The organism is Micromonospora sp. HNM0581, from assembly GCF_012726175.1.
In the GTDB taxonomy this organism is placed as follows: Bacteria; Actinomycetota; Actinomycetes; order Mycobacteriales; family Micromonosporaceae; genus Micromonospora.
Map to the genome: position 1 here is coordinate 64985 of NZ_JAASAD010000013.1, position 19588 is coordinate 84572.

Annotated in this window: 16 protein-coding genes and 1 riboswitch; of the genes, 6 read left to right on the top strand and 10 right to left on the bottom strand. The window is 71.7% G+C overall.

Going from position 1 to position 19588, the window contains the following annotated elements; genetic code table 11:
• Positions 1-23: 23 nt before the first annotated feature.
• Both HCA58_RS16470 and HCA58_RS16475 read left to right on the top strand, forming a co-directional pair.
• Positions 24-827 (top strand): Fpg/Nei family DNA glycosylase, encoded by an 804-nt coding sequence (locus HCA58_RS16470; protein WP_169598727.1) that lies wholly within the window; start codon positions 24-26, stop codon positions 825-827.
• A gap of 242 nt (positions 828-1069) precedes the next feature.
• Positions 1070-4780 (top strand): hypothetical protein, encoded by a 3711-nt coding sequence (locus HCA58_RS16475; RefSeq protein ID WP_169598728.1) that lies wholly within the window; start codon positions 1070-1072, stop codon positions 4778-4780.
• Here HCA58_RS16475 and HCA58_RS16480 read toward each other — a convergent pair.
• The 7 genes from HCA58_RS16480 to rimO form a co-directional block, all read right to left on the bottom strand.
• Positions 4705-5286, bottom strand: a complete 582-nt coding sequence (locus tag HCA58_RS16480) for a HAMP domain-containing sensor histidine kinase (RefSeq protein WP_169598729.1) — start codon at positions 5284-5286, stop codon at positions 4705-4707. The genes HCA58_RS16475 and HCA58_RS16480 overlap by 76 nt on opposite strands.
• A 205-nt stretch (positions 5287-5491) precedes the next feature.
• Positions 5492-6274 (bottom strand): hypothetical protein, encoded by a 783-nt coding sequence (locus HCA58_RS16485; RefSeq protein WP_169598730.1) that lies wholly within the window; start codon positions 6272-6274, stop codon positions 5492-5494.
• Between the two features lie 42 nt (positions 6275-6316).
• Complete coding sequence (locus HCA58_RS16490) at positions 6317-7174, bottom strand: PspA/IM30 family protein (protein WP_169598731.1); 858 nt, start codon at positions 7172-7174, stop codon at positions 6317-6319.
• Between the two features lie 183 nt (positions 7175-7357).
• Positions 7358-7816, bottom strand: coding sequence for a helix-turn-helix transcriptional regulator (locus tag HCA58_RS16495; RefSeq protein WP_169598732.1), 459 nt, complete (start codon positions 7814-7816; stop codon positions 7358-7360).
• A 238-nt stretch (positions 7817-8054) separates the two neighbouring features.
• On the bottom strand, positions 8055-8564 hold the full coding sequence (locus HCA58_RS16500) for a CinA family protein (protein ID WP_169598733.1): 510 nt from the start codon (positions 8562-8564) through the stop codon (positions 8055-8057).
• A 54-nt stretch (positions 8565-8618) separates the two neighbouring features.
• Positions 8619-9212, bottom strand: a complete 594-nt coding sequence (gene pgsA / locus HCA58_RS16505) for a CDP-diacylglycerol--glycerol-3-phosphate 3-phosphatidyltransferase (protein WP_169598734.1) — start codon at positions 9210-9212, stop codon at positions 8619-8621.
• A 71-nt stretch (positions 9213-9283) separates the two neighbouring features.
• A complete protein-coding gene (rimO, locus tag HCA58_RS16510) occupies positions 9284-10771 on the bottom strand; it encodes a 30S ribosomal protein S12 methylthiotransferase RimO (protein WP_169598735.1) in 1488 nt (495 codons plus the stop codon).
• Between the two features lie 187 nt (positions 10772-10958).
• Positions 10959-11025, top strand: a riboswitch (guanidine-III (ykkC-III) riboswitch).
• A gap of 55 nt (positions 11026-11080) precedes the next feature.
• Between rimO and HCA58_RS16515 the strand changes: the two genes are divergently transcribed.
• Both HCA58_RS16515 and HCA58_RS16520 read left to right on the top strand, forming a co-directional pair.
• Positions 11081-11395 (top strand): SMR family transporter, encoded by a 315-nt coding sequence (locus tag HCA58_RS16515; RefSeq protein WP_169598736.1) that lies wholly within the window; start codon positions 11081-11083, stop codon positions 11393-11395.
• A gap of 74 nt (positions 11396-11469) precedes the next feature.
• Positions 11470-11697, top strand: a complete 228-nt coding sequence (locus HCA58_RS16520) for a hypothetical protein (protein WP_169598737.1) — start codon at positions 11470-11472, stop codon at positions 11695-11697.
• An 84-nt stretch (positions 11698-11781) separates the two neighbouring features.
• Here HCA58_RS16520 and HCA58_RS16525 read toward each other — a convergent pair whose 3' ends face one another.
• A complete protein-coding gene (locus HCA58_RS16525; protein WP_169598738.1) occupies positions 11782-14226 on the bottom strand; it encodes a DNA translocase FtsK in 2445 nt (814 codons plus the stop codon).
• Positions 14227-14337: 111 nt separating this feature from the next.
• On the opposite strand from HCA58_RS16525, the gene HCA58_RS16530 reads away from it, so the two are divergent.
• Together HCA58_RS16530 and HCA58_RS16535 are read left to right on the top strand one after the other, a co-directional pair.
• Positions 14338-14817 carry a YbjN domain-containing protein gene (locus HCA58_RS16530; protein WP_169598739.1) on the top strand — a complete coding sequence of 160 codons (480 nt, stop codon included), beginning with the start codon at positions 14338-14340 and terminating at the stop codon, positions 14815-14817.
• Positions 14818-14930: 113 nt separating this feature from the next.
• Positions 14931-16469 carry a YbjN domain-containing protein gene (locus HCA58_RS16535; protein WP_169598794.1) on the top strand — a complete coding sequence of 513 codons (1539 nt, stop codon included), beginning with the start codon at positions 14931-14933 and terminating at the stop codon, positions 16467-16469.
• Between the two features lie 48 nt (positions 16470-16517).
• Here HCA58_RS16535 and HCA58_RS16540 read toward each other — a convergent pair whose 3' ends face one another.
• Entirely contained in the window at positions 16518-17702 is a 1185-nt protein-coding gene (locus tag HCA58_RS16540; RefSeq protein WP_169598740.1) for a S1 family peptidase, read from the bottom strand.
• A gap of 165 nt (positions 17703-17867) precedes the next feature.
• A complete protein-coding gene (locus tag HCA58_RS16545) occupies positions 17868-19559 on the bottom strand; it encodes a ribonuclease J (protein ID WP_169598741.1) in 1692 nt (563 codons plus the stop codon).
• Between the last annotated feature and the right edge of the window lie 29 nt (positions 19560-19588).

A 19588-nucleotide genomic window follows, 5' to 3' on the forward strand; every position in this document is an offset into this window, starting at 1 on the left:
CTCGGGTGAGGGAGAATGGTGCCGTGCCCGAAGGTGACACCGTCTGGAACACCGCCCGCGTCCTGGAACGCGCGTTGGTCGGCACCCGACTGACCGGCAGCGATTTCCGGGTCCCCACGCTCGCCGCCGCCGACCTGACCGGCTGGTCGGTACGCGACAGCGCCAGCCGGGGCAAACACCTGCTGCTCCGGCTGGGCGCCCCCACCGGCACCGGCGAGTCACGCTGGACGCTGCACTCACACCTGCGGATGGACGGCACCTGGCGGACGTACCCCCCCGGACAGCGGTGGACGGCCCGGCCGGCGCACCTGATCCGGGTGGTGCTGCGCACCCCGGCCGCCACCGCGGTCGGTTATCACCTCCACGAGCTGGCGCTGGTGCCCACCGCCGACGAGGAGCGGCTCGTCGGCCACCTCGGCCCCGACCTGCTCGGTGCCGACTGGGATCCGGCCGAGGCGGTCCGTCGGCTCGGCGCCCGCCCGGACACCGCCGTCGGGGTGGCCCTGCTCGACCAGCGCATCCTGGCCGGAGTCGGCAACCTCTACAAGTGCGAGGTGCTGTTCCTGCGCGGTCTGCACCCCCGCACCCCCGTGCGGGAGGTAACCGACCTCACCGGCCTGGTCACCCTGGCGCAGAAGTTGCTGGCCGCGAACCGCGGTCGCTGGACACAGAGCACCACGGGCTCGCTGGCACGCGGACGGACGAGCTACGTGTACGGGCGCCGGGCGCAGCCGTGCCGGCGCTGCGGCACCGCCATCCGCAAGGAGGAACTGGGTGACCGGGTCACCTACTGGTGCCCCAGCTGCCAGCCGGGTGCCCTGGCCTGAGCCCAACGCATCTTCCACCCGACGGACCGGACAGTGCGGAACCGGTGGACGGCCGGCGTCCAGACCGGCGCGGAGTGGCGGCGGCGACACGCCGGCAGCTCGGGAGATTCGCCCGAAAGGGGACTTCCTAACCGGCCACCGCGCATCGCATGCTGCGGTTGAGGGATCACGGAACGTCAGCACGCGCGTCCGCGCCGCCACGTCGGGGTGGTGGCCGCCGCGCCCCGATCACCGGGAGAGCCATGGCCGTGTTCCGCAGACTCCGGTCGACCTGGCTGGACCGTACCGCGTCGGGCACGCCGAACGCCGTCCCCGGTGCCCGGTCCGCCCCGAACCAGCAGAACGACACGGGCTCCGATCCCGACGCCGATCCTCCGGCGGGGTCCGACGCCCACGGCACCGGCCCGGACGTACCGACCCGGAACCCGGTGCCGCCTTCGCAGGCGGCACCGCCCGGATCGCCCCGCCCAGGGCCGGCCACTCTCGACCCGGCAGCGCCCCCCCGCTGCTTCGGGCCGGTGCCGAACCACGCCTACAGTCCGCTGCCGGTCCACGACGAGGACGGGCAGGTGGTACCGGGCACCGGGTTGCGCAGGTTCGTCGACCCGCTGCCCGGCCTCGACCTGCTGGGGGATGATCCGCCCGGCCCCCACCTGCCGGTCGCCGTGCCCGACACCATCACCTATCCCGGCTGCGACTACTACGAGATCGGGTTGCAGGAATACACCCAACGGCTGCACCGGGACCTACCGGCGACCCGGCTGCGCGGCTACCGTCAGCTCAACCTGGGCACCAACCCCGACGGGCACAACACCATCGTCCCGCCTCCGCGCCCCTGGCATCTCGGTCCGGTCGTGCTCGCCCGACGCGGCCGACCGGTACGGATCAAGTTCATCAACCAGCTGCCCACCGGCGACCTCTTCCTACCGGTCGACCCGACCGTGCCCGGCGCCGGCTCCGGGCCCCTCGACGGCCCGGCGCCCTACCCGCAGAACCGGGCCGTGCCGCATCTCTGCGGTGCGCTCACCGGCTGGATCAGCGCCGGAAACCCATGGCAGTGGTTCACTCCGGCCGGCGAGATCACTCCCTATCCCACCGGCACCGGCCTCACCCACGTGCCGGACATGACCCACCCGGGCCAGGGCGCCACCACCCGCTACTACCCGAACGACCAGAGCGGTCGCCTGCTCTGGTTCCACGACAACACCGTCGGGCTGTCCCGGCTGACCACCTACTCCGGCCAGCTCGCGCTCTACCTGCTCACCGATGACGCGCAGGAACGGTTGATCGACGACGGGACGTTACCCGCCGACCAGCTACCGCTGGTCTTCGAGGACAAGACGTTCGTGCCGGACGACGCCCAACTCGCCGCCCAGGACCCGACCTGGGACCGGGACCGGTGGGGCGCCCGGGGTTCCCTCTGGCACCCGCACGTCTACCAGCCCCGCCAGAACCCGTACCGCCGCGACGGGAGCAACCCGACCGGCCGGTGGGACTACGGGCCGTGGTCGCGTACGGCCGCAGCCGACCCCGACGCCCCCGCCGCAGCCGTGCCCAACCCGCACCACGACCCCGTCACCGACCCCGACGAGCCTCCGGAGGCACCCGGCGTGCCGCACCCGAGCGCCGTCCCCGCCACGTACGGCGACACGGTCCTGGTCAACGGTGCCGCCTACCCGTACCTGCAGGTGCAGCCGAGGGTCTACCGGTGGCGCATCCTCAATGCCTGCACCGACCGCTGGCTCAACCTCCAGCTGTACCGGGCCGCCTCGAACGCGCCGATGTGGACAGCGGAGGGCACCGTCGCCGATCCTGCCGCCGGTGAGGTGCCGATGGTCGACGCGGTACGCGCCCCGGACCGACCGGCCGGCTGGCCCACCGACGGCAGGCCCGGCGGCGTACCGGACCCGGCGGCGGCCGGCCCGGAGATGATCCGAATCGGCAACGAGAGCGGCCTGCTGCCGGCGCCCGTGGTCGTGCCGAACCGGCCGATCGGCTTCCGCTACGACCGACGCGACCCGACAGTGCTCAACGTCGACCGCCACGCCCTGCTACTGGCCCCCGGCGAGCGGGCCGACGTGCTCGTGGACCTCGCCACCGTGCAACCCGGCAGCACCCTGATCCTCTACAACGACTGCCCCGCCCCGCTGCCCTGCTTCGACGGCCGCTACGACCACCACACCGGCGGCCCGGACCGCACCGCCGAGGGCGGCGCCCCATCGACCGTGCCCGGGTACGGCCCGAACACTCGTACGTTGATGCAGCTACGGGTGACCGGCGAGCCGACGACACCGTACGACATCGACCGGCTACGGGACCGCCTGCCCGGCGCGTACGCGGCCAGCCAACGCCCTCCGGTCGTGCCGCAACCCGCCTACGATGCCTGCTTCGGCACCACGAGCGCGGCGACCCGGATCCCGGTCCATGCCACCACCGTCGAGTTCACTCCGCCCGGTGGCTCACCGGTGCACCTGCCGCTGACCGTGAGGTCCGTGTGCCAGGTCTTCGAGCCCGAGTACGGCCGGCTCACCGGCCGCCTCGGTGTGGCGCACCCGTCCGGCGGACCAACCGGGCCGGTCACCCTGCCGCTCGGCCCGACCGGACCGGCGACCGAGGTACTGTACGCCAGCGACCCGGCCCTGGCCGTCGGCACACCGGGCGACGGCAGCCAGCTCTGGCGGGTACGCGGCTGCGGGCGGCAGAGCCATCCGGTGCGCTTCGACGGCCTGGACGTTCAGGTGATCGGCCGGGTCGGCCGGGACGGCACGATCAGGCCGCCGCACCCCGGTGAACTCGGCTGGAAACAGGTGATCCGCGTCGATCCCGGTGAGGACGTGCTGCTCGCGCTGCGCCCCGAGGCACCCGCCCTACCATTCAAGATCGGAGACAGCGTACGACTGCTCGACCCGACCCGACCGGCGGGCGCCCGGCTCGACACCGCCCCGATCAGCCCCGTCGACGGTCAACCCGCCTCAGTCGTCAACCAACCGGTCAATCTGGGCTGGGAGTTCCGCTGGGGCAGCGCGGCGGGCGGCCATCGGGACCAGGGTATGAGCCGGCCGCTGGTGATTCGGGTCTCGCCCCTGGCACCCACCGGGCTCACCGCCGCGCCGGTCCCCGGCTCAGCGACCGCCCTGCCGGCGATCGCCCTCGCCTGGACCGGCAATGGCAGCCGCCCGCCGGCCACCAGCCACCTGCTGCAACGCGCCACCGACGCGACCTTCGCCAACGGGCTGACCACGATCACCGTGGCGGCCACCGCGACCCGCTACACCGACGCCACCGTCACCCCCGGGATCACCTACCACTACCGCATCCGCGCCGAGAACGCCGCCAGCTGTTCCACCTGGTCGAACAGCGTTCCCGCGTCGGTGCAGCTGACCGCGCCGGCCAAGCTGACCGCTGCCATCCCACCCGTCACGCCGCTACGGGTGGCGCTGCGGTGGACCAACAGTTCCTTCGCCACCGGCATCGACGTGCAGCGCGCCACCAACCCGACCTTCACCAGCGGGCCCGGCACCACCGCGATCAGCGTCGGCGACAACCACCTGGACCCGGCGGTCGCACCCGACACCACCTACTACTACCGGGTACGCACCACCTACCTGGGCGCCGCCTCGCCCTGGTCCACCGTGGCGACGGTGACCACCCCGCCGACGCCAGGTACACCGACCTCGGTGAGCGTGGCCGCCACCGCGCCTGGCCCGGACACCGCCACCGTCGTACTCGGCTGGTCCGTCAGCCCGCCCACCGGACAGGGCGGCGGCTTCACCGTGGAACGGGCCCTGGACCCGACGTTCACCCGGGAGGTGGCCACGTTCACCGTCACCGGTCGGGGCTTCACCAACACCGGCCTGGCCCGAGGTGTCACCTACCACTACCGGGTGCGCTCGTTCAACGTGGTCGGATCCTCCCCGTTCACCGGTCCGATCCCGGTCACCACACCAACCTGATCGATCGTCTCGTCGCCCAGCCGTACGGTGAACAGTGCCCCCCGGCCGGGTTCGCTGGCCACCTCTATGGTGCCGTCGTGTGCCAGCGCCAACTGGCGGGCGATGGCCAGCCCCAGCCCGCTGCCACCGGTGCTCCGGCTACGGGACGCATCGGCCCGCCAGAACCGGTCGAAGACCCTCGGCAGATGCTCAGCGGCGATGCCTGCACCGGTGTCCCGCACGGTGATCGTCGTACCGGTCGCGCCGGCCGTCACCGAACCGCCGGTCGGGGTGTGCCGGATCGCGCTGGCGACCAGGTTGCCGACGAGCTGACGCAACCGCACGGCGTCGCCGGGAAGCACCGGGTCGTCGCGGACGTCGAGCGTCAGCCGCACACCGGTGCCCTGTGCCGCGCCGAGGTGGGCGTCCACCACCTGGGCCAACACGTCCCCCAGGTGGACCGGCTCGCGATGCAGGCGCAGCGTACCCGGCCACCGCCAGTCCACGAACTCCGCGCATGACACCATCCCCTGCCGTCGTTCCGGCCCGGGCTGTCCGAGCCTGGCGAACAGCCTCCCGGGGAGAAGTCAGGACAATGTCAGGCGGGGCTAAGCCGTAGGCCAGGAAGGCGACGAGAAACAGAACGGCGGCGATGATCCGCTGGAAGTCGTGGTTGACAGTGCCCACAACCGCCCCTGCTCCACAGTGGTGGGTGGCGGCACAGCCCAGGGATCAGTAGGTGGCCGTCGGGCGGCTCACCGTACGCAGTTCGGACAGGGCGGAAGCGAAGCCGTGCAGCAGGTCCGTCGCCTCGGCCAGCCGGGCTGCCGCCGGATGCTCCGTCTCCGGGCGGTACTCCTCCGCCAGGTAACCGGCGGCGGCCACCACCAGTCGCTCGTACGCCGTCACACCGTTCTCCAACTGCCCGGTGAGCGCCCGGTGAGCCTCGGCCAGTGGCGGCTTCGCGTCGACCGGGGCGAGCCGGACCGCATGTTCGACGCTGGCGACCCGGCTGGCCAGGTCACGTAAAGACCGTTCAGCGGCGGAGGCCTCCGCGACGGCCGGTTCGGCGAGGCCGGTCAGCCGGCCCGCCATGGACGCCATGGTCGCGGCGGCCCGGTCCAGACGCTCCCACGGCTGGGCGGCGGTGGTGCCGCGCAGCGCGGCCCGGGAGCGGACCCGACGCACCTCGGCCAGCACCCCGGCACCAGCGGGAAGCCGCTCCACGGCGGCGACCAGGCGGGCCCGGTTGCGGGCGGCCACCTGAGCCGCGTCGAGCGGCGGCGGAGCCGGCTGGGCGGCGAGTACGCGCAGGTCCACCCAGCGCCAAGCGGCCAGCGCGGTGGCCGCGCCCGCCGCGGCGGCCCAGGCCGCGTCACCGAGACCGAGACCGGCGTACGGGGTCAGCACGGCCGTGGCACCGCCGAGGCCACCGGCCAGGACGCTCCACCGCCGGGCGGAACCACGCAACCTGCTCAGCCTGCGGAAGTACCGGGTACGCTCGTCCGCCGCCACCGTCGCCTCCTCGATTTCTCCGCTCAGCCGGCGATGTCCCGCTCAGCCGGCGTTCGTGGTGCCGCCGGTGCCGCGTTCACGGCTCATGCTGGTGCGGATCTCGTCGAGCCGAGCCACCGCCGGGTCAGCTGCGGCTGGCCGGTCGGCGGCGCCCTGGTCGGTGCCCGCACCGAGCTGCTCACCGGCCATGCTGGCGCGGATCTGGTCCAGCCGGGTGGCACCGGCCGAATCCAGGGCCGCCTGTTGGATCTCCAGCATCCGGCCCTCCGCCGAGTTGCCGGCCAACTCGGCCCGACCCATGGCGTTCGCGTAGCGGCGTTCGATGCGGTCGCGTACCTCGTCGAGGGTGGGGGTGCTGCCGGGGGCGGTGAGCGCCGACATCGACTCCAGCGACGCGGCGACGCTCTCCTGCATCTTGGCCTGCTCCAGTTGGCTGAGCAGCTTGGCGCGCTCGGCGAGCTTCTGCTGGAGGATCATCGAGTTGTTCTCCACCGCCCGGCGGGCCTGCCCGGCGGCGGCCAGCGCCTGGTCGTGCAGGGTCTTCAGGTCCTCTGCGGACTGCTCGGCGTTCACCAGCTGGGTGGCCAAGGTCTGTGCGGACTGCTCGTAGCGCCCAGCCTCGGTCTCGTCGCCCCTCGCACGGGCCTGGTCGGCCAGAACCAGTGCCTGGCGGGCATTTGCCTGCAACCGTTCGACGTCAGACATCTGCCGGGACAGCTTCATCTCGAGCTGACGCTGGTTACCGATCACCGCGGCGGCCTGCTGAACGAGCGCCTGGTGCTGTCGGTGCGCCTCGTCGATGGCCTGCTGAAGCTGCACCTTCGGGTCGGCGTGCTCGTCGATGCGGGCGCCGAAGAGCGCCATCAGGTACTTCCACCCCTTGACGAACGGGTTCGCCATCTCCGCGGTATCCCCTCAATCACGTCGCTGCGCCTGCGCCACCCCCGGGCAACCGGCTGGGTCACCGGCGGTGCTGGCTCCATCGTCCCAGCCAGGCGCCTACACGACATCCGTACCGGCGAGAGGGGCCTTCCGCGATCAACCCTACGCGGCGCGAGCTACCGCGACCATCGGCCGCGAAGCTCAGGCGGCGCAGACCACGTCCCGGTCGCTGCGGTCGGTGGGCCGGACCCGGGCACTGCGCAGCGTGGCCTTGAGCGGTGAGTCCTGCCGCACGGAGACCGCGACGTTACCGTCCGAGGTGACCTGCCGTACGCCGCGACCGGTGGCCTTGGACGCCGGCGCGGCGGTGACCGGCGTCGACCCGGTGGGCTCGTCCTGCACCGGCACCAGCACGCCCGGCATGTGCTCGGCGAGTGCGACGGTGTCGCTGACCTCCCGCAACAGCTCGGAGAGGCGGGCTCCCAGTGCATCGCAGATCGCCGCGAGCAGTTCGCTTGAGGGCTCTTTCTGGCCGCGTTCGATCTCCGAGAGGTAGCCCAGGCTGACGTTCGCGGCGGACGAGACCTCACGCAGTGTGCGGTGCTGCCCCTGGCGGCGCGCCCGTAGTGCGTCACCGATCACCCGGCGTAGCAGGACCATCGCACCTCCCCTGAGGGACACAGTTCGTCCGGCCGACCGGCCTGCGGGAGCACCGGCTGTCGGAGCTTTCCCGCAACCGTACCCGCTGTACGCCGCCACGACATCCCGCCCCGCCCGGTCATCCCACAGCAGCCGCTCGCCAGTCGACCGTTCCGTGGCGGCGAAGCTGCCCGACCGGCCGGTACGACGGCAACTGGGTACGACGACCCGCCGGCACCACACATCGACGGCGGCAAGGTCAAGTCGGGTCGGGTGCATCGATCTGACCGGCGAGCAGACGCAGGGCCTCGGTGACGGCCGCACCGCGAATTTCGTCGCGACCGCCGTCGAGATCGAGCCGTCGCACCTCGGTGCCCTCCGGGCCGGCGACCGCGACGAAGACCAACCCGACCGGCTTACCGTCCTGGGATCCGGGGCCAGCCACACCGGTGGTGGCCACACCCCAGTCGGCGCCGCAGCGCCGCCGTCCCCCCTCGGCGAGCGCCCTCGCCACGTCGGCGTCGACCGGCCCGCGCTCCGCCAGCAACTCCGCCGACACGCCGGCCAGCTGTTCCTTCAGCTCCGTGGCGTAGACCACCAGCCCACCCCGGTAGACGACGCTCGCTCCGGCGATCTCCACGATCGTGGCCGCCAGTAGGCCCCCGGTCAGCGACTCGACGGTGGCGAACGTCTCCTGCCGCTCAGCGAGACGGTGCACCACGCCCGCTGCTGCGGCACCCATCGCACCCTCGCCCTCGCGTACCCCCATGATCTGCATCCTTCCCGGGACCGGGCCGGTCCACGCGTCGCAACGCCGGGCGCCTCACCTCGGGGTGCGGCGCAGCCGCGCGGCCTGAGCGACGTAGTCCAGCCCGGTCACCAGGGTGACCGCCACCGCCGCACCCATGAGCCAGGGCCCGATCGGAGTCAGGGCGGCCGGCATCGGCCACAGGTACCACGTGATGGCCAGTATCTGGAGCGCGGTCTTGGCCTTCCCACCCCGGCTCGCGGCGATCACGCCGCGCCGGATCACCCAGAACCTCAGCGCCGTGATCCCGAGCTCCCGGGCGAGGATGACCGCCGTCACCCACCAGGGCAACCGGTCGTACCAGGACAACAGCAGCAGGGCGGCACCGGTGAGCGCCTTGTCGGCGATCGGGTCGGCCACCTTGCCTACCGCGGTGACAAGCGCGAACCTCCGGGCGATCCACCCGTCGACCAGATCCGTCACCGAGGCCACCGCGAAGATCACGCAGGCGACGACCTGCCAGCCGGCGTGGATCATCCCGGACACGGCCACCGAGGCGGCGAAGACCGGTACGAGCACCAGCCGCAACGCGGTGAGGGCGTTGGCGGCGTTGACCACGGGTACCCGGGCCACCACGGGCACCGGCGGCGACTCCGACGCCCCGGTCATCGGATCGCCCTGCTCGACTGACGCCCCCGGCACCGCACCTCGTGCTTCTCCCGCCTCGTCCCGACCCGCCGTCACCGCGTCGCGCCGGGCGCGGCGGAGATCATCTCATCCGGCACGGCGAGCAGGTCGACGCCCTCGGTACCCGTCACCGTGGCCCGGACCAGGTCGCCAGGACGCAACGCGGCCAGATCGACACCGCCGCCCTCCGGTACGACCAGGGTGGTCGACCCGTCCACCTCCGGTGCCTGGTGTGCGGCCCGCCCCTCGACGACACCACCGTCGACCGAGTCGACGAGCACCTCCACCGTCGAGCCGAGGCGGTCCTCGGCCCGCTGCGAACACAACTCGTCGGCGAGCGCGCTGAGCCGGTCGTACCGACGTTTGACGGTCGCGGCGGAAACCTTGCCCGACAGACCGGCGGCCTCCGTGCCGTCCTCGTCGCTGTAGTCGAAGACGCCGATCGCGTCGAGCCGGGCCTCGGTGAGGAACCGCACCAGCTCGTCGACATCGCCCCGGGTCTCGCCAGGGAACCCGACGATGAAGTTGCTGCGGGCACCCGCCTCCGGCGCCAACCGCCGGGCGGTGGCCAGCAGCTCCAGGAACCGGTCGGTGGAGCCGAATCGACGCATCCGGCGCAGCACCGGCTCGCTGGAATGCTGAAACGACAGGTCGAAGTAGGGGGCCACCCCCGGCGTGCCGGCGATCGCCTCGATCAACCCGGGTCGGGTCTCGGCCGGCTGCAGGTAGCTGGCCCGGACCCGGACGATGCCCTCGACGGCGGCGAGCTGCGGCAGCAGCTTCTCCAGGGCACGCGGGTCACCCAGGTCCTTGCCGTACGACGTCGAGTTCTCGCTGACCAGCACCAGTTCCCGGACACCACTCTTGGCCAGCCACTCGGCCTCGGCGAGCAACTCGTCCGGGGTACGGGAGACGAAGGCGCCCCGGAAGGCGGGGATGGCACAGAACGCGCACCGCCTGTCGCAGCCACTCGCCAACTTCAGCGAGGCCACCGGACCGTTGTCCAACCGGCGACGCAACACCGTACGCAGGTGGGCCGGGGTGTGCTCGTCCACGTCGGCGCCTCGGCCGTGTCCGGGCAGGGAGACCGTCGTGTCGCGCCGCGCGACCGGGGTCAACGGCAGCAGCTCACGCCGGTCGCGCGGGGTGTGCGCGGCGACCTCCCGACCGGCGACCACCGCGTCCAGCCGAGCGGCGATGTCGGGATAGTCGTCGAAGCTGAGCACCGCCTGCGCCTCGGGGAGGCTATCGGCCAACTCCCGGCCGTACCGCTCGGCCATGCAGCCGGCGGCCACCACCTTCGCGCCGGTGTCCGCGGCAGCCAGCAACGTCTGGATGGAGTCCTGCTTTGCCTTCTCTACGAACCCGCACGTGTTCACGACCACCACGTCGGCGCCCTCGCCGTCGGTGGTCACCTGCCAGCCGTCGGCGTGCAGCCGGGCGGCCAGCTCCTCCGAGTCGACCTCGTTGCGGGCACAGCCGAGGGTCAGCAGCGCGACCCGGCGAGCATCGGGGGAAGGCGAGGAGGTGGCAGACACCATCCGAGGGTACCGGGCGACGATGTCCGCACCGGCGACGGCGGTCCGCACCGGGTCCGGTCAGACCGCCGTGGCGAGGATCTGCACTACCCGGTCGAGCAGGAAGACATCGGCAGCTGAAGTGGACTTCAGGTCCACGTCCGGTGATCCGTCTCACCCGGCCGGCCGCCAGCCCGCTGCTACGGTCGGTCGTGGCGGCCCGCGTGGCCGCCCCGGACGAGTCGTGGGCGTACCCGGTCAGGCCAAGACGCCCCGCACGACGACGTCTCGTCCCGGCTGTGTCGGCCGGGCCACTGCTGAGAAGGTGACCTGATGGCCTGGATCGTGCTGGTGCTCTCCGGACTGTTCGAAACAGCATGGGCCATCGCCCTGGACCGGTCCGCCGGCTTCACCCGACCCGCCGCTTCCGTCGTTTTCGCGATCACGCTGGTACTGAGCATGGCCGGACTGGCGTACGCGCTACGGGAGATCCCGGTCGGCACCGGCTACGCGGTGTGGGTCGGTATCGGCGCGGTAGGCACCGCCGTCGTCGGCATGGTGACGCTCGGCGAGCCGGCCAACCTGCCTCGGCTGCTCAGCCTGTTGCTCGTGGTGGCCGGCGTGATCGGGCTCAAGCTGTTCCACTGACCGGGGGCGTGACGGACGTCCGTAGTGGGTAGAGATCGAACGGCATACCTGAGACTCACCCAGTGGAGGAAGAAATGGCCACCAGCACCGTCCGCTCGACCAGCGCCGCCCGCATCTGCACCATCGTGGGCTTCGTGTGCGCGGTACTCGCCCTGCTACTCAACCCGATCCTCTTCGGAGTCATCGGTCTGGTCCTCGGCGTCGTCGGCGCGGTACTCGGTGACAAGCCACTCGGCTGGTACGCCGCAGCGGCCAACGTGGTCGCCATGGTGCTGAGCATCCTGGTCCTCAGCGCACTCTGACCACACGACCTGACGGCCCGCCGCGCCCCGTGGCGGGCCGTCGCCGTACGCGGGAACTGCTCGCCGGTCACCGGGGACACCGGCTCAGCCGTCACCACCTCGCAGACCCTCCAGGACCTCGTCCAGTTCGTCCGGCTTCACCAGCACGTCGCGCGCCTTGGAGCCCTCCGACGGGCCGACCACCCCCCGGGTCTCCATCAGGTCCATCAGCCGGCCGGCCTTGGCGAAGCCGACCCGCAGCTTGCGTTGCAACATCGAGGTCGAGCCGAACTGCGAGGTGACCACCAGTTCGACCGCCTGCACGAGCAGGTCCAGGTCATCGCCGATGTCCTCGTCGATCTTCTTCTTGCTGTCCTGCGCGGGCGTCAGCACGTCCGGACGGAACTCCGGCTCGCGCTGGTCCTTGCAGAACTTCACCACGTCGTTGATCTCGCGTTCGGTGACCCAGGCGCCCTGGATCCGCACCGGCTTCGAGGCACCCATCGGCAGGAACAATCCGTCACCCCGACCGAGCAGCTTCTCCGCGCCCGGCTGGTCGAGGATGACCCGGGAATCCGCCAACGACGAGGTGGCGAATGCCAGCCGGGACGGCACGTTGGCCTTGATCAGGCCGGTCACCACGTCGACCGAGGGCCGTTGGGTAGCGAGCACCAGATGAATGCCGGCGGCCCGGGCAAGCTGGGTGATCCGTACGATCGAGTCCTCGACGTCGCGCGGGGCGACCATCATGAGGTCGGCCAACTCGTCCACGATCACCAGTAGGTACGGGTACGGGCGCAGCTCGCGTTCGCTGCCCGGTGGCGCCTTGATCTCGCCGTTGCGCACCTTCCGGTTGAAGTCGTCGATGTGCCGGACCCCGTTCGCGGCGAGATCGTCGTAACGCATGTCCATTTCACGGACGACCCACTCCAGCGAGTCGGCTGCCTTCTTGGCGTTCGTCACGATCGGCGTGACCAGGTGCGGGATCCCCTCGTAACCGGTCATCTCGACCCGCTTCGGGTCGATCAGCAGCAGACGCACCTCGTCCGGCGTGGCGCGGGTCAGAATGGACATGAGCAGGCTGTTGAGGCAGCTCGACTTGCCGGCTCCGGTGGCACCCGCGATCAGGATGTGCGGCATCTTCGCCAGATTGGCCACCACGTAGCCACCCTCGATGTCCTTACCGAGAGCGACCACCATCGGATGGTGGTCAGCGGTGGCGGAACGCGAGCGCAGCACGTCCCCCAACGCCACGTTCTCCGGGTCGGTGTTCGGGATCTCCACACCTACGGCACTCTTACCCGGGATCGGGCTGAGGATGCGTACGTCCGGCGACTTCACCGCGTACGCGATGTTGCGGGAGAGCTGGGTGATCCGCTCGACCTTGACGCCGTGGCCAAGCTCCACCTCGTACCGGGTGACCGTCGGCCCACGGGTGAAACCCGTCACCGCCGCGTCCACGGCGAACTGGTCGAAGACACCGGTGAGTGCGGCGATCACCTCGTCGTTGGCTTTGCTGCGGGTCTTCGGCGCGGCCCCGCTGCCCAGCATGTTCGACGGCGGCAGCGTGTAGTCGCCGGCCAGCCCGGTCAACGCCAGCTGCTCGGCCCGGGTCGGCGCGGGCGAGTGCTCCGGCGGCTCGGCGGGCTTGCGGCTGGCCGGCACCCGGGACGGCGCCTTCCGCGGCAGGACCATCGTCTCCTGAAGATCTGCGCCGTCCGGGTCGTCGAACTCGTCCGGGTCGACCCGAGGGGCCGCCCGCTTGGCGGGACGCCGACGGGTCGGCGTGGACGCCTCCGCCGGCTCCGTCTCGTCCGGCCCGACCACGCCACCGGCCAACAACCCGAGCCGCTCGGGGATCTTGTTGATCGGCGTCGCGGTGACCACCAGGAGACCGAACACCAGCAGCAGGACCAGCAGCGGCACCGCCACCCAGGCGGTGACCGCACGCTCCAGCACGCTGCCCACCCCGGCGCCGACCAGGCCACCGGCGAAGTCCCGCTCACCCGGACCCGCCGGCTGCTGGCCGATGTGCAGCAGCGCTGCGGTGGCGACCAGCATGGAACCCCAGCCGACCAACCCCCGCCCCCGGTGCTCGGGATCGCCGGGCTCCCGCATCAGCCGCCAGGCACCGATGCCCAACAGCACCGGCACCACGATGGAGATGGCGCCGAGGAAGAGACGCACCGTGTCGGCCAGCCGGGCACCGACCGGGCCGGCCGCCGAGAACCAGATCGCGCCGGCACCGAGCAGGGCGAGACCGATGAGCAGTAGACCGGCACCGTCACGGCGGTGCTCCGGGTCGAGGTCGCGGGCGGATGCGGCCTGCCGACCGGCGGCCCGCACCGCCCAGCCGACCCCGTGGGCCAGGCCCATCCACAGTGCCTGCACGGCACGACCGACGTACCCGGCGAGGCCCGGAGCCTTCGTCGACGTCCGGCGCCGCACCGGAGCACGGGTCTTCTTGGCCGGCTGGCGGGCACGACTGTTGGCACTGCCACGCGGCGACGCGCCGCGCCGCCGACTCGCCTGAGGGGTACGGCCCGCCATAGCATCACCGTAACGGCGAGCCGGGCGATCCGCCGGCCATCCTGGTCGCTCCGCGTGTCGCAACGCGGCGCTTGCCACCTGCCGTGATATTCGCCGTACGAGGGGGTGCCGATGGGTTCGCCGGAAGCCGACGACCGTACCGGCGACCCGTTGGCGGGTCACCCGTCCACGCTGCGGCCATTGACCCGGGAACTCGTCGCCGCCGTGCTGCGCCACCGCGGGCACACCGTTGCCGGCGGGGCCGACGGCGCGCTGGTCGGCAGGTGGGCGCAGGGACACATCTGGTTCCTCCGGGCCGGGGACGACGGTGAACTGCTCCAGGTACGCACCGTCGCCGCCCACGCCTTCGCGACCGAGGACGTGCCCTGGCTACACGACTTCTGCAACACCTGGAACCGCGACCGGTTCTGGCCGAAAGCGTTCGTCCACGTCGACGACGGCGGCCGAGCTCGGGTCTGTGGCGAGGTGACCACCGACCTGGAACGGGGCGTCACGCCGCACCAGCTGGACCGGCTGCTCGACCGTGGTATTTCGGCTGGCTGCCGGCTGGCTGCCGAGGTCGGCCGGCTGGCCGGGACGAGACGCCGGTGACCGGCCCGCTGCCCGGGGGGCGCAGGAACCGCGCCCGAGCACGCGTCGGAAGCCGGGCGGCCGGCGCAGTACGCGCCGACCGGACCGCCGCCGCCCTCGCCGACGCGAGGGACATGCCCGACGGTGAGCTACGCGTCGACGAACTGGCACGGGTGGCCACCCTCGCCGAGGCGGACGGTGATCACCGGACCGCGATCGACGCGTGGTGCGAGCTGGTCGAGGCACACCTGCGCAGCGGCGAGCGGTGGCGGCTGTTCGAGCCCGTGCAACGTTGCCTGCGCACGGCAGCGATGGACGACGACACGGCGCGCCGCTATCGGCGGTACGCCGTCGAGGCACTGCTCGGCACCCCACGCATCAGTCTGGACCAGGCCCGCGGCATCTCGGACGGGCTCGCCGAGACGGACGGGGAGACGACCGGGGCGCTCGTGGCGCAGCTACGTTGCCGGATCGCCGACCATGTGGGCGACGAGCCCGCTGCCCGACACTGGCTGGAACTCTGGCAGGCCGGGCGGTCCGACCCGGCCGCCGGGTGCCCCGACTGCCTGCCCGTGCGCCAGGCCCAGTTGCTGGCCGGCTGGGGCGACTGGGCCGCGGCGCTCGACGTGCTCGGCCCGCTGCTGGCCAACCCCACCGGCTGCACCGCCCAGCCGGAGGCGGCCCTGACCGCGGCGCTGCTGCCCTGGCTGCGGGCGGGCCTACCCGACCGGGCCGGCCAGGCACACGTACGGGCCTACCAGCGGCACCGGACGGAACCCGACGGGTTCGGATACCTCGCCACCCACCTGCGCTTCTGCGCGTTGGGCGGACACCTCGACCGCGGTGTGGAGATCGTCGTCGAACACCTGCCCCGACTGGACGCACCGCACGAGGATCTGTCCGTGATGGAGTTCGCCACGGCGGCGGCCCTGGTCTGCGGGCTGGCGGGTGAGGCGAGCGACGACCGGACGGTACGACGACCGGCGTACGGTGGGCAGCCGGCCGCCGAGGTCACGGTGACTCAGCTCGGTGCCGAACTGCTCGCCGTCGCGACCACGCTGGCCGGCAGTTTCGACGCGCGGAACGGCACCGGGCACCAGTCGGGTCGGATGGCCGCCTGGCTTGCCGAACGTCCTTCGGCCCCGGCGGTACCGCTGCCCCCCGACGGGACTTACGAAACGGACGGAGAGTCCGAGCCGGACGGGGAGTTCGGTCCCGACGCCCAGCCGGAACCGGACAGGCCGGGTACCGCTTCGGCAGCGGACGAGATCGGGGCACTGACCGTCGCCATGATCACTGATGCGCTGGACCGCCGGGGAGACGGCTACAGCCTCGACGCCGCCGGTACGGTGCTGGGACGCTGGGGCGACGCGGTCATCCACTTCCGGCGGGCAGGTGCCCGCCTCGACATCCTGCACGCCCGGGTGGTGGCCGGGCGGCGACTCACGGCGGACCGGCGCACCGAGGCGTACGCGTTCTGCAACACCTGGAACCGGGACCGACTGCTCCCCAAGGCGTACGCCCACGATCCGGGCGACGGCGATCTCGTGCTCGCCGGTGAGGTGACCGTCGACCTGGCGTACGGTGTCACCCCGGATCAGGTCGCGGTGCTCGTCGACGCGGCAGTCCGGACCGGTGTCGCGTACGCCGAGGCGGTCGCCGCCCTGCCCTGACACCACACGCCCGGCCGGGGCGGTACGGCACCGGCCGGGCGTGGTGAGTCAGCGCTGGCTGCCCAGGGCGCGGAAGTTCTGCGTGGTGAGCAGAGTCAGGTTGTTGCGTTGGAGGATCTCGTTGACCGGCTGGTAGAACGTGGTGCCACCACTGACGCAGTCACCGGAGCCACCGGAGGTCACCCCCTGCGCCTGGTTGCCCGAGATCCACGAGCCACCCGAGTCGCCGGGCTCCGCGCAGACGTTGGTCCGCACCAGCCCACCCACAAGCCCCTCCGGGTATCGGACGGTGGCGTCGCGGGCCTGGACCGTGCCACAGCTCACGCCGGTGGTCGAGCCGGAGCGGCAGATCGACGAGCCGACCGGCACCTCCTGCGAACCGGCCACCCGAGCCACCCCGCCGCGGAAGTCGGTCACCTCCGGCAGCATCGTGGTGGTGTTGTCGACCTGCACGAAGGCCCAGTCGTCGCCAGGGAAAGACGAGGCCCGGAAGATACCCTGCTGTGCCCGGTCCGCACCGGTGGTCCGGTCACCGACCTGTCCGCAGTGGCCTGCGGTGACGTAACCACCGACCACCGCGAAGCCGACCGAGCAGCGACCGGTGCCGACGAAGAAGGGCTCCCCGCCACGCACATCGGCGAAGAGTCGCGGCTGCTCCTCGGTGGTCATCCGCACCGCCTGGCGGGGCACCCCGGCGCGGTCCACGAAGCTCCACCCGGCAGCTTCCGCACCGGGCTCCGCGAGCACCACCACGGTGTTCGAGGCGACGTCGACGTACCAGCCGGAAACCTGTTGGGCGCGGGCTGCGGTGCGGTCCATCTGGTCCTTGAGCGTGTCGAGCTGGCTGACCCCACGCTCGACCACCTTCGGTGTCGCCCCGGCGGCACGGACCCGCTGTGCCTGTGCCGCGTCGGCGACCGCGACGTTGAGTTCGCTGCCGTCAGCGCTGAGCCAGCTGCCGCCATACGTCGCACCGAGGTCCGCCCGGAGCTGGTCCACCACCCCGGTGGCCCAGCGTTCAGTTTTGAGGCGCGCGGCCACCTGCGAATCGTCGAGCCGCAGGTCCCGCCGCATCGCCTCGACCACGTCCGGGTCGGCGCCCTGCACCGTCACGTTTGTCGGTGCGCCGACCGGTGTGCCACCGTCACCGGCGAACGACGGCAGGGCGACTGCCGTCGCCGCGCCCAGAGCCGCCACCACGACACCGATGGCTGTCAATCGTCTGCGGTCCATCCGCCATGCTCCTCCCGGCCGGCGTGGGTACGCCTGCCGGCTCGGAGTACGGACGAAAGCCCTCACCGGTTGAGTGTGACCATCGACTGATCAATCAGCTGACACCGATGGCCACCTGCCACCAGATTCAGTGACTCGACGTACCAAGTTGACCACTTTGAGCGTTCAGACCTCGACCACCGTCGGGACGATCATCGGACGACGACGGTAGGCGTCGTTGACCCAGCGGCCCACGGTACGCCGGACGATCTGCTGCAGTTGGTGCGGATCGGTGATCCCGTCCCCGGCGGCCCGGTTGAGCGCCTCGGTCACCAGCGGGATCACCGCGTTGAACGCCGCCGGGTCCTCCGAGAAGCCCTTGGCCGAGACGGTCGGCCCCGCCACCACCTTGCCGGTCACCGAGTCCACCACGACGGTCGCGGCGATGAAGCCACCGTCGCCGAGGATGCGCCGTTCGGTGAGCAACGACTCGCTGACGTCGCCGACGGCCAACCCGTCCACGTAGACGTACCGGCTCTTGACGTGACCCACCAGACTGGCCCGCCCCTCCACCAGGTCGACCACGTCGCCGTCCTCGCAGAGCACCACCCGGTCGGCGGCCACGCCGGACTCGATGCCCAGCCGGGCGTGTGCGCGCAGGTGCCGCCACTCGCCGTGCACCGGCATCAGGTTGCTGGGCCGGACCACGTTGAGCAGGTAGAGCAGTTCGCCGGCCGGGGCGTGGCCGGAGACGTGCACCTTCGCCACGTCCTTGTGGACGACCACCGCACCGGCCCGGGCCAGCCGGTTGATCACCCGGTAGACGGAGGTCTCGTTCCCCGGTACCAGCGAGGAGGCGAGCACCACCGTGTCACCGGGGGCGATGGTGATGTGCCGGTGGTCGCCGCTGGCCATCCGCCCCAGGGCGCTCATCGGCTCGCCCTGCGAGCCGGTGGACATCAGCACGATCTGCTCGGGCGGCATCGAGGTGGCCTCGTCCAGACCGACGACCAGGCCAGGTGGGATGTTCAACAGGCCCAGATCCCGCGCGATGCCCATGTTGCGGACCATCGACCGGCCGATCAGGGCCACCTTGCGGCCGTGCTCGACAGCCGAGTCGAACACCTGCTGCACCCGGTGCACGTGGGAGGCGAACGAGGCAACGATGATCCGACCCCGCGCCTTGGCGAAGATCGAGTCGAGGACCGGACCGATCTCCCGCTCCGGCGTGACGAAACCCGGGATCTCCGCGTTCGTGGAGTCCGACAGCAGCAGGTCGACGCCCTCGGCACCGAGTCGCGCGAAGCCGGCCAGGTCGGTGATACGACCGTCCAGCGGCAGCTGGTCCATCTTGAAGTCGCCGGTGTGCAACACCAGCCCGGCCGGGGTCCGGATGGCGACCGCGAGTGCGTCAGGAATCGAGTGGTTCACGGCGAAGAACTCGCACTCGAACGGGCCGAGCCGCTCCCGGCCACCTTCCCGCACCGTCAGGGTGTACGGCTGGATCCGCCGCTCGGCCAGCTTCGCCTCCACCAGCGCGAGGGTGAACTGGGAACCGACCAGCGGGATGTCGGGCTTGTGCGCGAGCAGATAGGGCACCGCACCGATGTGGTCCTCGTGGCCGTGCGTCAGCACGATCGCCTGAATGTCGTTCAGGCGGTCGAGGATCGGGCCGAAGTCCGGCAGGATCAGGTCGACGCCGGGCTGCTCCACGTCCGGGAAGAGCACTCCGCAGTCGACCACCAGCAGCTTGCCGTCGTACTCGAAGACGGTCATGTTCCGGCCGATGGCGCCGAGCCCGCCGAGCGGAATGATCCGCAGTCCGCCCTCCGGCAGCGGCGGTGGAAGTTGGGCCTCCTCGTTGTGCGCCTCGGTCACGCGTTCACCTCATTCTGCGACGCCGTCAC